Raw genomic sequence first — 15351 nt, 5'->3', positions numbered from 1 at the left:
AAACAGTTATTATATTAGTGTCGTAGAAAAAGTAACAATTACTCAGATAAAACTTACATTATGATTGCAAATAAACCGAAGGTAATCATGGATTACCAGAAATTGGCTGAAGACCTAAAAGAACAGCTGAAACTGGTTTATCCAGACGGATTTCATGATAACATTATCTGGTTTAATGATAGTAAAGGGCAACGGATTTCGGCACTGCGCTTTGAAACTGATGAAAAAATATATATGCTACGTATGTCAGCCGAAAGAGCCCTTGAAATTATGGATGATGATGATGACTTTGGCAGTGATTATAAACTAAAATCTGATGTTCAGAAAGAATATGCAGATAAGCACAGTGATGTAGACTACTTGCCGGATAATCTGGATGAAGATGACGATATAGATGCTGCTGATGACGACGACTAGTTTATAACATTACAGGAAAATATATTGCCGCACAATCCCGCTATAGTATGGCGGGATTTTTTTCATCCTCTACCCTATAAACAAATCCTTAACCACTCAAACACTACACTCACTCCCTCATTTACTGATATTTATACACCCATAATTTTAGCTTATTTTAACTAAACCATGAGTGTACAATCAATCGAAAGTTGAATATATTGCGCCCATAAAATCACATTGATTTTATGCATTATATTACAACTTATTTTATCACCTCATTTATCGTTAATTAAATGAATAACAAAAAGATAGTGGTTGGTTCAGAAGAATGGTGCAACCTGCCACAATTGAATCTACCAGGCATTAAAGCCAGGGTAGATTCAGGTGCTAAAACATCAGCGCTACATGCTGTTAATATTAGCCCATTTATTAAAAATGGCGAACCATGGATTAGCTTCGATGTGCATCCAATACAAAATGATGGTAAAACAACGGTTCATTGCGAAGCTCCAGTGCTTGATAAGCGTCGGGTGAAGAGTTCCAGCGGTTCCAGTGAGATACGTTTTGTCATTAAAACTATACTATCCCTTGGCGATGAAGCATGGGAAATTGAGGTGACGCTCACCAACCGGGATTCGATGGGCTATAGAATGCTATTGGGCCGACAAGCTATGTCGGGCAAAATATTAGTTGATCCCGAAGCATCCTTTTGCAGAGGTGAGCTATCAAAAGAAACACTTCTGGGCTATTACCATACGCATATAACGCGTCCAACAGGATTAAAAATTGGCCTGTTGGCAAGCAATCCAGATTTATACAGTAACCAGCGAATTATTGAAGCCGGTCAGGAACGCGGGCACGAAATGGAGTTCCTCAACCTGAAAGATTGCTACATTAAGCTGGATGGTAAAAATCCGGAGATGCACTATCGCGGTGGACGTATTTTGAATAATTTTGATGCAATCATTCCACGAATAAGACCAAGTGCAACCTTCTATGGCTGTGCACTTACCAGGCACTTTGAAGCGATGGGTGTTTATACACTCAATACGGCTTCTGCCATAACACAATCAAGGGATAAATTGTATGCTTTACAACTCCTCATTAACAATGGCTTACCCATTCCAACCACTGGTTTTGCCAATTCGCCGCTGGATACTAATGAGTTAATAAAGATGGTTGGTGGCGCTCCTCTAATTGTGAAATTACTGGAAGGCACACAAGGGAAAGGGGTTGTATTAGCAGAAACCAAGAAAGCTGCCGAAAGCCTGATTAATGCTTTTAAAAGCTTAAGAGCCAACATACTTGTACAAGAATTTGTAAAGGAAGCCAATGGCAAGGATATCCGCTGTTTTGTAGTTAATGGTAAAGTAGTGGCCAGCATTATGCGCACAGCTGCTCCTGGCGAATTCAGGGCGAATATTCATATGGGAGGCACCGCTTCCATCACCAGAATAACGCCTGAAGAAAGACGCATTGCAATATTGGCTGCCAAAACACTTAACCTGAAAGTAGCTGGTGTAGATATTATACGAGGCAATAACGGGCCGCTGCTTCTGGAGGTCAACTCATCGCCAGGGCTCGAAGGTATAGAGGGGGCATCCAATAAAGATATTGCCGGCAAAATGATAGAGGCGGTTGAACGAGATTTGAAATACACAAGACCTTAAAGAGAATATCAGCCGGCTCATGCATAAGCGTGAGCCGGTCTTTTTTTTGAGGCATATCAACTAGTATTTTGAAGATACTCTATCGTTTGAGAAATTAATCTTGCTCACGTTTTTAGCCTGCTCTATACGATTAATAAAGGCATCGACCAATTGCTCATACAACCTGCCTTCGAGCAGTGAATCCTCAATACCAGCATCAATATTCGGGTTATCGTTAACCTCTACAACATAAGCCACATCGTCCACCAGCTTAAGATCAACACCATACAAGCCATCTCCAATTAATGAAGCCGCCTTTTGAGCTGTTTGAATAATCACATCAGGCACATCCTCTAAAGCTAAGGTTTCATGGGCACCAGCCTTGTCATCTTCTGCACTATCCCAATTATATATCTGCCAATGATTGCCCGACATATAATACTTGCATGCATAAAGCGGCTTATTATCCAGAATGCCAATCCGCCAGTCAAAATCTGAATACAAAAACTCCTGGCATACAATCATATCCGATTTCTTAAACAGTTTCAGCAACTGTGCTTCGGCCTCCTCGGTTGATTCTACTTTAATAACACCCAAAGAGAAGGCACTATCTGGTTGCTTTAGCACCATTGGGTACTTCCATTGGTCCAGTTGATTTTTATCAAAAAAGTTTTTAGTCAACACCAGTGTTTCTGGCGTTTTTATCTTGTTCTTCCGGAAGAGTTCATTCTGATAAATTTTGTTGGAACATCGAAGTATAGACCAGGGATCATCCAGTACAACCAATCCTTCGGCATAGGCCAGTCGAGCCATTTCATAGGTATAATGGTTCACATTGGTGGTTTCGCGGATAAACAAGGCATCAAACTCATTAAGCTTATCCACATCAGCCTTAGTTATAAATTCAACATATACACCTTTTCGGTTGGCTGCCTTTTTCATCTTCTGCAAAGCCTCATCATTCGAAGGTGGATTTTCTTCCTGTGGATTCACCAGGATGGCCAAATCATACTTAAAGTTCGTCAATCGCGGAAAATTATAACGCTTCTTTTTAAAAAAGCGATTGGCGAAATCATACATGGTTGACTCATCTTCTTTTGGCACTGTTTTTATATTTAACACCTTGATATCCTTTATTAGCCATCGCTCGTGTCTGACAAATGTGACTTTAAACAAAGGGGCTTCATACAACTGATATAAGCTCAATGCCAAAGACTTATAAGTCTTATCGGGGGTTTGTCCGAAATATACATTCAATGAAAACTGGCTGGCGTCAGACTTGCTAAGCAAACGATTCATCTGTTCATCAATTTCGTAGGCTGCAGACTGAATCACAAGATTAATTCTTAAATCACGAATGGTCGCATTACTCGGTATCACCCGTTGTCCACGGGCTGACGCTAAAAGGGACACATAATAGCCGTAGCTCTGATACTTGTATGAGCTACAAAGATTAAACACCCTGAATCCTGAACCATTCTGATAAGTCGGATTATTGATATACTCTTTTACCGAGACAATTCTTGCATTGACAGATGTATCTTTCCAAACATTGGGATGATTTATGACAATCAAGTTGTTGGTTTGTCCTGACTCACGGCCGATGCTCATAACCAATTTACAGGCATGGCGGCCTTCCCCGTAATAATTTTCCAGAATATCTTTCTTTTCAAAGCCTTTCGCTTCATACCACCGGAGTAATTGTATGTTATCGGCACTTGCTTCCAATATTATTTTCTTGAAATACAACCTATTGGCCATTTCTTTAATGTGACAAAGGATATATTCCCCAACTCCTTTCTGCTGATAATCTTTACAAACACCAATGGAATAAATGCGTAAAGTGTGTTTGTACTTATACAGAATAGCACATGCAATGGATTGCTTGTGTGGGCGTCCGCTTTCCACAATCAACACCTCCTGAAAAGGACTTTTAATGGCATGCCTCAGATTATTAGCTGACGTTTGCTGGAATACCGGAAAGGCTTCTTTTTCGAGCCTAAGGAGAAAAACTAAATCACTGGATGTGGCTTTTCTTATATTTAATGCTGTCATTTTAGCAATACTATTCAATTGCTGATTAAAAATAGGCCCTTAAGCCGGATTCAATATATTCGAGTTGCCAGATACGAAATAGAAGGCTATCAGCAGGAGGCACACTTGGTTCAGCAGCTAACAAAGCTTCGATTTTGCCTTGTAATGTCAATGAAAGGTTCTCCTCTTTTAATATGTAATACTCTTCGTAGTTCCATAATTTATTATCTAGCCTGGTTGACTTCGCACCCCCATTTATGCTGTTACCTGTCACTAGTTTAACTAATTTATAGGCAATGGCATTTCCAGAAAATTCGCGCACATAACCTGCTGAAGTAATCATTTCAGGTGGGTACAACTCACGTGCCAGCATCTGACGATAACCTGCCTTCTGAAAACGGTGCTTATAATGAAAGGAGCAATAATTAATCCCTATTTCCATATCCTGGTTTCTTGCAGCGTTAAGTATTTCCAATGCAGCCATTTCAGATTCTAGCACCAATGGCCTTTCTGCATTAATAATGGTATAGCCGCGTTTGAGCAATTTACTGGCATTATGCTGTGTCAATCGCATCTGATGAAGATTCAGGTTAGTGACACCAACCTTCTTCATAGCAGGCAACATAGCTATCAATTGTTCTTTCTCCTCTGGCACAGCTGGAATTTCAATGGTCACATTCGGAATAATACCCTTCGCCAGCTTTACTTTATCCAGCGAGAAATTAGTGGCCCCTATATCAAAACGTATCTCATTGAGTCCATTATCGGCCAACTCTGCCATTCTTTGAGCATCCGCCAACAAGCCATTGGTATACATCCATATGTAAATATCGTCCTTACAGTGTTGCCTTACTGCTTTCAGATAATCCTTTGTGCGCTGATAGAACAGCAATGGCTCTCCCCCACTAAAACTGACACCTTTGAAGTCAAAATGCTTAATATAAGCCGCATATTCCATGGCATTATTAAAATCTAGCCCTTGGGTAGATGGACGTTCATCATCATTTTGCGGCACCGGACAATAAAAACATGCTGCATTACATTTATTAGTGATAAATAAACAGCTCCACTGGCCTGCTCCACATATTGAGCAACCTTTAGATATTTGCTGATGATAAGGCTTGGTGGCATTAAATAAGATACTGCTATCGAGTTTTTCTAGTAAAACAGTTCTCTGAGCTTCATAGTCTGAAGCACTGTAAGGGTTCAACCAATTAATTGACGACCACTTTGCAAACTCACTCTTGTTTTTATTGACCAGAGAGTTTAACCAACTATAAATTGCTTCCATTAAAAGGAAAAAGAAAATGACTGTACAAAACAACTAGGCGCACAAGTAGTGAACTAACTAGGCATTAGATTATCTACTTACCGAATAATGGGCACCTTCCATTATTATCGCAATTATAGTTCTGAGAAGATAATGAGGAACATGAGCATTTTTCTCATGTTATACAGAATTTTATTTCTATGAAAAGTCGTTATCATTCCTTTTTTTTAGAGGTATTCAATGTACAGTATTATAACGACTCTCCCTCCTGCCTGTTGGCATGCTGGATAATTACATTTCGGTAAGGATAAGGGATAGAAATTCCTGCCTCCTTAAAGCGAAGCACAATAATATTGTTCAAATCACAATTTATAATAAACGCATCATCACTATCTTTCGCCCATACATAGGCTCTTAACTTAATGGCATACTCCATTAATTCTATGGTTCGTACAATCACCTTATGGCTCCCTTTTTCTACATCCTCTGGCTTGCGGACGTCTAATGTTAATGGGTGCTTTTCCGCTTCCTCCCTGATAATGTTGTGGGCTTTTTCGATATCTGAGTTAAAATCGACGGTAAACTCAATGTGTTTCTTTATCCGTGAATCAGATATTGAACTATTGACGATGGTTTCATCACTAATAATACCATTAGGAATAATGATACGCCTGTTTTCATAATTACGAATGATAATGTGTCGCAAGGTTATTTCCTCTACAATTCCTCTGTATTCTGTTCCAATAAAAACGACATCCCCCACCCTGAATGGTCTGAATATAAGAATAAAGACACCACCAATAATATTGGCAAAGGCCTTTTGCGCGGCAAAACCAATGATGGCAGCAAAAATACCTGCACTGGCAAACAGAGCCGTCTTCACCTGCTTGAGGCCAGGCACGTACTGCAATATATAGATAGCCGCAACGCAAAATATAATGAAACCAACCGAATTCTTTAAAAATGAAAACGAGGTAGCATCCGCAGAAACACGCTTGGCGTAGCGATTAATAAACAGCTTAATAATCCGTCGTAACAGGAAATTAAGTAAAAACGCAATTATTAATGCCCCACCTACTCTGATAACAAGCGCATATTCCTCCATATCTAACAGATATACTGTGTGTTATAAAACTTAATTCTAATAATATTGCCTTGGCAATTTACATTATTTAGTCAAATACAAATACACCAAAAGCAAATTTCGTTAACTGACATAGTAAATAAACACTAATCAACTCACTACCTTAATATTACAACAAGCCCCCATCAAAAAAAATGATGAGGGCTTCACTCAAGTCTTTTATTATTTCTTACTCAACCAGATCGTAGCCAAGCTCTTTACCTTTTTTAACAGCTGGAATACCATCATGCATCCACACTGGCATGGGTGCACCTTTTAAATAATGATTAAAAAACTGCATCATTCGAATACTCAAATCCTTTGAATTGGCACGTCGCGTCAGGTTGTGCTCTTCATCGTTATAGACCAGCATCCAAACCGGCTTTTCTAAACGGCGCAGGGCCATGTAATACTCAATTCCCTGGTACCAGGGCACAGCACCATCCTTATCATTATGCATCATCAACAAAGGTGTTTCCACCTGAGGGGCAAAAAACACGGGTGAGTTCTCGATATATTTATTGGTTTTTTCCCATAAGGTTCCACCAATGCGGCTCTGTGTTTTTTCGTATTGAAACTGACGACTCATACCCGATCCCCAGCGGATCCCCCCATAGGCACTGGTCATGTTACTTACAGGTGCGCCCGCCATACCTGCTTTAAACAGGTTAGTACGTGTTACGAGGTACGCCACCTGATAGCCACCCCAGCTCTGACCTTGAATCCCCATATTTTCACGATCAATAAAAGAAAAACGATCAGCCATGGCCAGGCAACCACTAACAACAGCCTCGTAGGCGCACAGTCCAGGATCGCCATCGCGGTAAAAGATGTCTGGCACAAATATGATGTAACCATTGGAGGCATAAAAATTCCAGTTAACGGTAGAACGACTTGGAGCAGGCGCTCTGTATCCATGCAAGTTATCGGAGTAGCGCTCATAGAAATATGAAATCATCGGGTATTTTTGATTTGGGTCCAGATTTTCCGGTGTAATCAATAATCCCTGGTGTGTTAAACCATCAGACGCCACCCAATCGACCAGCTGAATATCGCCCCAAACGTAGTCTCTTTGCTGAGGATTGGTATTACTAATAACTTTTGATTGAGTTAAATCTCCCTTACTCAATCGCAATTCGGGGTATTGAGTGAATGTGGATTTACGCCACAACATTACATCGGCTTTCTTCGCCTTTATGGGTGAGTATACCCGATAATCCCCCATCATAATTTCCTCAATGCCCTTTGATGATAGCTTTGAAAAACCAGATTGCTTGTTTAAATCGTTAAAGGTAGTTAGTAACCAATCTTTTGCCAGATCAACTGTTTTTTCTTCTTTATCGAGCTTCACATAGCGATACTCGGTTGTATGCTTACGTCCATTTCCATTGGTCAGGCATTGAGCATCCGTTTTACCAGTTAAGTCGAGCTTCCAGATATCGTAACGATCATATACAACCAGGAATTTATTATCGCTGGTGAAGCCTTCAATACCATAGGCTCTAGCTTCATTAGGTGTATCGTGCAGCTCGTCAGCAAAACTAACATTAGCCCCTTTAGATATCAGTGCGTTGGCTCCGGTTTTTATATTGACTGAGTAATACTGACCATCATTGGCGTTATAGTATGCAATCCAGCTACCATTTTCAGCTACAGCCTCTTCCCCCGAATGATTGCGCACCAACAGAGTTCTTTGGCCAGTGATAATATCAATTTTATAGATATCAGCCGCCCAGCGCCCTGAATAGGTTCTGGCCCAACGATAGGGGGCACTGTCATAGCCAATGGCGATATTGCCGTTGCCCTTATCTAACACTTCAACCGATTTAATTTGCTCATCGGCCAGTTGCACCACTTGTTTCTTCTTGATGTGGTATACACAATTGTAGCTCGGGTCTTTTTCTTTGCTCAGATTTTTCTTCTGCATCGGCTGAATATCCATGTCTTTCCAGCCCCAGATGTCAACATGCGTTTTTTCATCAGCTACCAATGTATCCTTTGGTTCGGGAGATGGTCGCAAACCAGCTTCGAAAAACAGGCGTTCACCATTTCTTGAGAACTTCAAATCGCCTTTTGTGCGTGCAGCCCATTCCGTAGGTAATGCAACATGTAGCGTGTCAATGATCATTTGAGGCACCTTCATTTTAGGAGTGAAATGATATAAACGGTATACTTTTACATCAGCTGTATCTGGCGAAAAGAAGAAGGCACACTGTGCGCCATCATAAGCGCTGGCAATCTTCTCCACTTTACCAATTTGCTTAAATAGGGTATCAACAGTAAAACTCTGTGGATTAAATTTAAGCACCTTTGACACCTCTGTTGTATCACCAATACTTTGCACAATATAAGCTGCCGAACCATCTTCGGCCAGTGTGTAATGATTCACTTTTTCGATATAAAGGCTATCACCTGAGGATGGACGGTAGAAAACCAGCGGCTTACCCTTTGACTTGAAAGACTTTTTCTTCTTGTCTTTCTTATCCTTTTCCTCCTTCTTTTCTTCTTTAGCCTCTTCTACTTTGGTGGTATCCTTCGGCTCATCCTTTTTCTTTACTTCTTTGTCAAGCAAATAAGCCACCCAATCACCACCTTTCTTTGGCGCACTCCACTTACTAATATCAGCTATCTTAGTCATTTCACCCGTAGACAGGTTCCTGATAAACAAACTATCTTTAGGCAACTTATCTTTTTTGACTTTCTCCAGTTTCAATGCCCGAATACTATCTGCCTGAGGCAACACATTAAAAGCAACAAACTGATTGCTATAAGAAAAAACAGGAGACTTTCCTCTTGGCACTGAATCGAGCTCCTCGGTGGCAACATTGTATAGATAGAGGTATGTATCGCCCTTTTGAGGCTTAATAACATACGAAACAAATTTCCCGTCGTTAGAAACAGCATAGCCTCTGTCAATCGATTTCCATCCGTCATAAACGGATGCATCCAACTGCTTTTTTTCGTCTGCCATTGATGGGACAAAAATCAATGACGCAAATAATAAGATAAGTGTAGTTTTAATTGTAGATATCTGCATAGTTAATATGTGTTTTAAATACCGAAGATAGAAAAATCGTTAGACATTTTTGAAACAAAAAAGGCACCTCAGATGAGATGCCTTCATATTGTTATTAAAAAGTATTATGCGCCTAAAGTTGCTACCATAACAGCCTTAATAGTATGCATACGGTTTTCAGCCTGATCAAATACAATTGAAGCAGGTGATTCAAACACATCTTCAGTTACTTCCATTCCGTCTAAACCAAACTTCTGGAAAATCTCTTCTCCCACCTTTGTTTCGCGGTTGTGGAATGCTGGCAGACAGTGTAAGAATTTACAAGCCGGATTACCTGTAGCTTCCATGGTTTCTTTATTGATTTGGTATGGCTTTAACAAGTCGATACGCTCTTTCCATACTTCATCAGCCTCGCCCATTGATACCCAAACGTCAGTATAAAGGAAGTCACAGCCTGCAACACCTTCTTTCACATCATCTGTGATAGTAATAGTTGCGCCTGATTTTTCAGCAATTTCCTGGCACTGCTTCACTAAGTCAGCATCTGGCTGCAGTGAGGCCGGACCAACAATACGTACATCCATACCCATGATAGCACCACCTACCAATAATGAGTTAGCCATGTTATTACGGGCATCACCCAGGTATGCATACGACACCTGATTTAATGGCACACTTGTGTGCTCCATCATGGTTAAGAAGTCAGCCAAAATTTGCGTTGGGTGAAACTCATCAGTTAAACCGTTCCACACAGGTACACCTGCATACTCAGCCAACTCTTCAACAATCTTTTGACCATATCCACGGTACTCGATACCATCATACATACGACCTAAAACGCGTGCTGTATCTTTCATCGACTCTTTATGTCCGATCTGTGAACCTGAAGGGCCTAGGTAAGTAACATGTGCTCCCTGATCGTGAGCTGCTACTTCAAAAGCACACCTTGTACGTGTCGATGACTTTTCAAAAATCAGAGCAATGTTTTTACCGGTCATACGTGGTTGCTCGATACCTGCATATTTAGCAGCTTTCAAATCTTGCGATAACTTCAGTAAAAACTTAATCTCTTCCTGTGTGAAATCCAACAACTTCAGGAAGTTCCGATTTTTAAGGTTGAATGCCATAATTCTTTGTTTTTATATGTTATTTATTTGGTTTATTTATCAAAGCCATTAGTTACAAAAAGTTGATTATCAATTACCACAACCACTCTATATATCAATGACTTATTCATAATTTACAGTGTACTCTATCTAATCTTACTTCTCGTACTTTTTTAAATCTGCCTCGTCGTACTCTGTGGTAATTTTTGTACCATAAGCTTTATCTTCCAGCTTTGTGGCTTCGGTAATCACACTCATATCGCCTCCACCTTCAACAAATTGAAGAGCTGCCTTGATTTTTGGAGCCATACTTCCTTCGCCAAATGTTCCAGCCTCGAGGTATTTATGGGTATCCTCCACGTTGAGGAATTCCAACACCTTTTGATCAGGCTCGCCAAAGTTAGTATAAACAAATGGTACATCCGTTAAAATATAGAAACGATCTGCTTTAATCTGACGCGCCAATAAAGAATTGGCCAAATCCTTGTCGATAACAGCTTCTATTGGACGAATGTCGCCCTTTTCATCGGTGTAAACAGGAACGCCACCACCACCAACTGCTATAATAATGGTTCCTTCCCGGGCATTCTTCTCAATCACTTCCCAGTTGCCTACAGTTTTTGGTTGAGGAGATGGTACCACGCGTCGGTAGCCACTCGTAGTTTTCTTTTCCTCTTTAAAGGTCCAGCCTTTTTCCTGTGCCAGCTTATCGGCTTCTTCTTTCGAAACAATTTTACCAATACGTTTGGTTGGATTCTTAAAGGCTTCATCATTAGGATCTACTTCCACTGTTGTCATCAAGGTAAGTACATTACGCTGAATACCGTGCTTTCGCATCACATTTTTGAGCGAACGCTCAATCATATACCCGATACCTCCCTGTGAATCAGCTACACAAACATCTAATGGCATCTGAGGTATATTATACATTTGTTCGCCTGCATCGTTACGCATCACAATGTTACCAACCTGCGGACCATTGCCGTGAGATATAACAATGTTGTAGCCTTCCTTCAACAGAAATACGATATTTTCTAGTGTATCAGTAGTATTTTGCTCTTGCTCATCAATAGTACCAACCTGATTGTCACGCAACAGAGCATTTCCTCCAAGTGCAATAACTGCTAATTTGCCCATGGTTTTTTAGATTTTAGTTACTTGGTTTATAATTATTAGGTCTTCTTTTTGCGATATAACAAACTTTTAGTGATTTAATACATGATTATTATCATTCATCCCGCATAAGCTGTTATTAAGCATATTTCAGCGGTTTCAATTTGTAAGTACGTGATAATTTAGTATCAGAATCTGCACAACGTTTCTGAATAAACCATACTTAATCAAAAGCTTGTTTTTGACCAATCATGGTTTTTACCTTGTCAACGATTATATCCGAAGCATTTATTATTATTACTTTTGACCTAAACTCATTGAGGGTATCTACAAACCAAAACACAATGCAAAAATTATTTGTTTTAATACTTCTTACAGCGTTTGTCACAGCTTGTAACATCAACCAACAGGCCCCGAAAAACCAGGGAGTTATAAACTATAAAATTGCATACCCCGATGAGATTCAGAAAAAAGGATATGCCAGTTTCCTGCCTACCAAAATGGAAACCACCTTCAAAAACAAAAACTATAAAGTTTCTATAAAAGGCGAACTCAGTCTTTATAGCCTCGAATACATCTCAAGAGCCAATGGTGACAGCGCAACAACCTTATTTAGAGTGTTTGACAAACGTATGTTCCATAATCATAAAACTGGTGAACATCTTTTCCTTTTTGAGAAACACGGAGAATCAAGAGTAGAGTTTATAAATGATACGCATAAACAAATAGCAGGCCTGATTGCTAACAAGGCTTTGGTGTATCTTAATGGCAGTAATACGCCAAACATTGAAGTGTATTACTCTGAAGAGGTAAAATTTAACCGCCCTAAAGAAAACAGCCCGTTTGATGACATACCGGGCGTTTTACTTGAGTTTTCGCTGCCATATAAAGATTTAAATCTAACATTTACGGCTCAAAACATAGAACTTAAAAAGATAAATGACAAAGAATTTGCTACACCTAACAATTATACTCAAAGTGATTCGGGTGAAATTGCAGAACTTGTTAGCTCACTAATTCAATAAGTGTAATACATTTAGAAGACCCATATAATTTGTTCTTAAGCCATAGTTTTAAAAACTAATAAAGGAATGACCTTATTGGTGGTGGTTTTATTATTTTTGTGATTGAATAAGACCTCGGACAACAAACATATCTTATGGCAAAGAAGAAAACGAAGACCAAATCACAGAAAACATCAGCCAAAGGAAGACTAAGTGCATTAAAGGACAATTTTAAGAACTTTAAATTTCGCTTTATACTGGGTATTATCACCATTGGTGTAGCCTTTTATTTCCTACTGGCCTTTTTCTCATTCCTTTTCACCGGGTTTGCCGATAAAAGTATATTTGATATTAACCGTTGGGAACTATTCACCAGCTCAGACATTGCTGTTAAGAACTGGACGGGGCATCGCGGTGCACTTATAGCCGACCTATTCATCAACCAAGGCATTGGCATTGCTGCCTTTTCAGTAGTACTGCTCTTGTTTGTCATCGGTTTCCGCTTATTGGGAGCTCGAGTACTTCCACTGCGAAAAACCTTTTTGCACTGTTTTGTTATCTCAGTATGGTTGTCAGTGGCATTAGGCTTTTTATTTATCAGTTCAGTTAATGACCAGTACCTTTTATTGGGTGGAACGCATGGTTATTTCATGAGTAAATGGCTAACTGCTGCTATTGGTGGTGTTGGTACTGTCATTTTACTCCTTGTAACACTACTTATTTACCTGTCTGTCACCTTTGATTCCTTTTTCCATTTTATAAGTAAGCCGCTTAATAAGGAGCAAAAAGCAGAGGAAGAGCTAGCAGTCAGTGAGCCAGGCAGTGATGTGTCTGCAAATGATGTAACAGAGCCTGACACAACCACTCCTGTGCCAGTTGAAGAGTTGAGCTTTGATAAGGAAATCGAACTGGAAGAGAAAGAAGTAATTCAACAGGTAGAAGAAGCACCCGTTGAATCACCCCAGGAACCAATGGCTGGTTCAACATTAGAATTTTCACCGACAGTTGATAAAAACATGGTGGATGATGAAGCGAGCCTGGACTTAACCATTGAAAAGGTGGAAGAGGAAGAGTTATCAGACGACTACGAAAACGAACCGCTTGGCGACTACGATCCAACGCTCGATTTATCATCATACAAATTGCCGGGTGTTGAACTGCTGGACGATCACAGCGCCGACAACTCGGAAGTGTCAATGGAAGAGCTGGAGTCTAACAAAAACCGCATTGTTAAAACTCTGGAAGACTATAAGATTCAGATTAAAAACATCAAAGCTACTGTTGGACCAACCGTTACTTTGTATGAGATTGTTCCGGCACCTGGTGTTCGCATCTCTAAGATTAAAAATCTGGAGGATGATATTGCCCTCTCACTGGCTGCCTTGGGTATTCGAATCATAGCACCTATACCAGGACGAGGTACCATTGGTATTGAAGTGCCTAATTCAGAACCTGAAGTAGTTGCGATGCGCTCAATCATAAGCGCCAAGAAATTCCAGAATACAAAATATGAACTTCCTATCGCATTAGGTAAAACCATTTCGAACGAAACCTTTGTGATTGACCTGGCCAAAGCGCCTCACATGCTGGTAGCTGGTGCCACCGGTCAAGGTAAATCGGTTGGTCTGAATGCCATCATCTCATCTCTATTGTATAAAAAGCACCCATCGCAGTTGAAATTTGTGATGGTGGACCCCAAGAAGGTAGAGTTGAATATCTATTCGAAAATAGAGCGTCACTTCCTGGCGAAAATGCCCGATGAGGAAGATCCAATCATTACCGACGTACAGAAGGTGGTGAACACGCTTAACTCGCTGGCCATTGAGATGGATAACCGCTATGAGCTGCTAAAAACAGCCCATGCCCGTAACATTAAGGAGTACAATCATAAGTTTGTTAAACGACAATTGAATCCTGAAAAAGGACATCGCTTCTTACCATACATCGTAGTCATTATCGATGAGTTTGCCGACCTGATTATGACCGCCGGCAAAGAGGTAGAACTACCAATTGCGCGTATAGCCCAGCTGGCACGTGCGGTAGGTATTCATATGATTGTAGCTACCCAGCGTCCTTCTACCAATATTATTACCGGTGTCATTAAAGCTAACTTCCCAACACGTGTGGCCTTTAAAGTAGCTTCTATGATTGACTCACGAACCATATTAGACTCACCAGGAGCCAATCAACTGATTGGACGTGGTGATATGTTGATTTCGCAAGGCAGCGACCTGGTGCGTGTACAGTGTGCCTTTGTTGATACACCTGAGGTAGAACGCATCAACGATTTTATTGGTTCGCAACGTGGCTATACATCGGCTTTCCTGCTGCCAGAGTATGTTGGTGAAAGCAGTTCGGAGCCTGCCGCCGGAGAGGTTGACCTAAGTAAGCGTGACCCCATGTTTGAAGAAGCCGCCCGCGTAGTAGTGGCTAATCAAAGTGGATCTACTTCTCTTATTCAGCGACGTTTCTCTATTGGCTATAATCGTGCAGGCCGTATCATCGACCAGTTAGAAGCCGCCGGTGTGGTTGGTCCATTTGAGGGTAGTAAAGCGCGCCAGGTACTCATACCTGATGAACTGGAACTGGAAAAACATCTGGCCCAATTTAATTAAAGTCCATTTTTGGAACAGTTAT

10 protein-coding genes are annotated in these 15351 nt (G+C 40.5%); 4 read left to right on the top strand and 6 right to left on the bottom strand.

Annotation, left to right across the window (positions count from 1 at the left end):
- Nucleotides 1–60 precede the first annotated feature (60 nt).
- Together KDU71_RS06520 and rimK are read left to right on the top strand one after the other, a co-directional pair.
- Nucleotides 61–417 carry a hypothetical protein gene (locus KDU71_RS06520; RefSeq protein WP_212189113.1) on the top strand — a complete coding sequence of 119 codons (357 nt, stop codon included), beginning with the start codon at nt 61–63 and terminating at the stop codon, nt 415–417.
- Between the two features lie 275 nt (nt 418–692).
- Nucleotides 693–2069 carry a 30S ribosomal protein S6--L-glutamate ligase gene (rimK, locus tag KDU71_RS06515; protein ID WP_212189112.1) on the top strand — a complete coding sequence of 459 codons (1377 nt, stop codon included), beginning with the start codon at nt 693–695 and terminating at the stop codon, nt 2067–2069.
- A gap of 60 nt (nt 2070–2129) precedes the next feature.
- Here rimK and KDU71_RS06510 read toward each other — a convergent pair whose 3' ends face one another.
- The 6 genes from KDU71_RS06510 to arcC form a co-directional block, all read right to left on the bottom strand.
- Entirely contained in the window at nt 2130–4103 is a 1974-nt protein-coding gene (locus KDU71_RS06510; RefSeq protein WP_212189111.1) for a GNAT family N-acetyltransferase, read from the bottom strand.
- A gap of 25 nt (nt 4104–4128) precedes the next feature.
- The gene (locus tag KDU71_RS06505; RefSeq protein ID WP_212189110.1) at nt 4129–5373 is read right to left on the bottom strand and encodes a radical SAM protein; all 1245 of its coding nucleotides are present in this window, start codon (nt 5371–5373) and stop codon (nt 4129–4131) included.
- 229 nt (nt 5374–5602) lie between these two features.
- Nucleotides 5603–6457: a mechanosensitive ion channel family protein gene (locus tag KDU71_RS06500; RefSeq protein WP_212189109.1), complete on the bottom strand. Its 855-nt coding sequence runs from the start codon at nt 6455–6457 to the stop codon at nt 5603–5605.
- 208 nt (nt 6458–6665) lie between these two features.
- On the bottom strand, nt 6666–9512 hold the full coding sequence (locus tag KDU71_RS06495; protein WP_212189108.1) for a S9 family peptidase: 2847 nt from the start codon (nt 9510–9512) through the stop codon (nt 6666–6668).
- Nucleotides 9513–9616: 104 nt separating this feature from the next.
- Nucleotides 9617–10618 carry an ornithine carbamoyltransferase gene (locus KDU71_RS06490; protein ID WP_212189107.1) on the bottom strand — a complete coding sequence of 334 codons (1002 nt, stop codon included), beginning with the start codon at nt 10616–10618 and terminating at the stop codon, nt 9617–9619.
- 135 nt (nt 10619–10753) lie between these two features.
- Nucleotides 10754–11734: a carbamate kinase gene (arcC, locus tag KDU71_RS06485; RefSeq protein ID WP_212189106.1), complete on the bottom strand. Its 981-nt coding sequence runs from the start codon at nt 11732–11734 to the stop codon at nt 10754–10756.
- A gap of 320 nt (nt 11735–12054) precedes the next feature.
- On the opposite strand from arcC, the gene KDU71_RS06480 reads away from it, so the two are divergent.
- Together KDU71_RS06480 and KDU71_RS06475 are read left to right on the top strand one after the other, a co-directional pair.
- Nucleotides 12055–12735 carry a hypothetical protein gene (locus KDU71_RS06480; protein ID WP_212189105.1) on the top strand — a complete coding sequence of 227 codons (681 nt, stop codon included), beginning with the start codon at nt 12055–12057 and terminating at the stop codon, nt 12733–12735.
- Nucleotides 12736–12869: 134 nt separating this feature from the next.
- Complete coding sequence (locus KDU71_RS06475) at nt 12870–15329, top strand: FtsK/SpoIIIE family DNA translocase (protein ID WP_212189104.1); 2460 nt, start codon at nt 12870–12872, stop codon at nt 15327–15329.
- Nucleotides 15330–15351: the final 22 nt, after the last annotated feature.

This window comes from Carboxylicivirga sediminis (assembly GCF_018156225.1).
GTDB lineage: Bacteria > Bacteroidota > Bacteroidia > Bacteroidales > Marinilabiliaceae > Carboxylicivirga > Carboxylicivirga sediminis.
The sequence above is the reverse complement of the archived record's forward strand: the minus strand, read 5'-3'. Positions and strand labels throughout refer to the sequence as shown.

Excerpts from the sequence above, each read along its gene's own strand:
- KDU71_RS06520 (WP_212189113.1), top strand. The coding sequence starts at position 61 with ATGATTGCAAATAAACCGAAGGTAATCATGGATTACCAGAAATTGGCT.
- KDU71_RS06510 (WP_212189111.1), bottom strand. The coding sequence starts at position 4,103 with ATGACAGCATTAAATATAAGAAAAGCCACATCCAGTGATTTAGTTTTT.
- KDU71_RS06490 (WP_212189107.1), bottom strand. The coding sequence starts at position 10,618 with ATGGCATTCAACCTTAAAAATCGGAACTTCCTGAAGTTGTTGGATTTC.
- arcC (WP_212189106.1), bottom strand. The coding sequence starts at position 11,734 with ATGGGCAAATTAGCAGTTATTGCACTTGGAGGAAATGCTCTGTTGCGT.
- KDU71_RS06500 (WP_212189109.1), bottom strand. The coding sequence starts at position 6,457 with ATGGAGGAATATGCGCTTGTTATCAGAGTAGGTGGGGCATTAATAATT.
- KDU71_RS06475 (WP_212189104.1), top strand. The coding sequence starts at position 12,870 with ATGGCAAAGAAGAAAACGAAGACCAAATCACAGAAAACATCAGCCAAA.
- KDU71_RS06505 (WP_212189110.1), bottom strand. The coding sequence starts at position 5,373 with ATGGAAGCAATTTATAGTTGGTTAAACTCTCTGGTCAATAAAAACAAG.
- KDU71_RS06495 (WP_212189108.1), bottom strand. The coding sequence starts at position 9,512 with ATGCAGATATCTACAATTAAAACTACACTTATCTTATTATTTGCGTCA.
- rimK (WP_212189112.1), top strand. The coding sequence starts at position 693 with ATGAATAACAAAAAGATAGTGGTTGGTTCAGAAGAATGGTGCAACCTG.
- KDU71_RS06480 (WP_212189105.1), top strand. The coding sequence starts at position 12,055 with ATGCAAAAATTATTTGTTTTAATACTTCTTACAGCGTTTGTCACAGCT.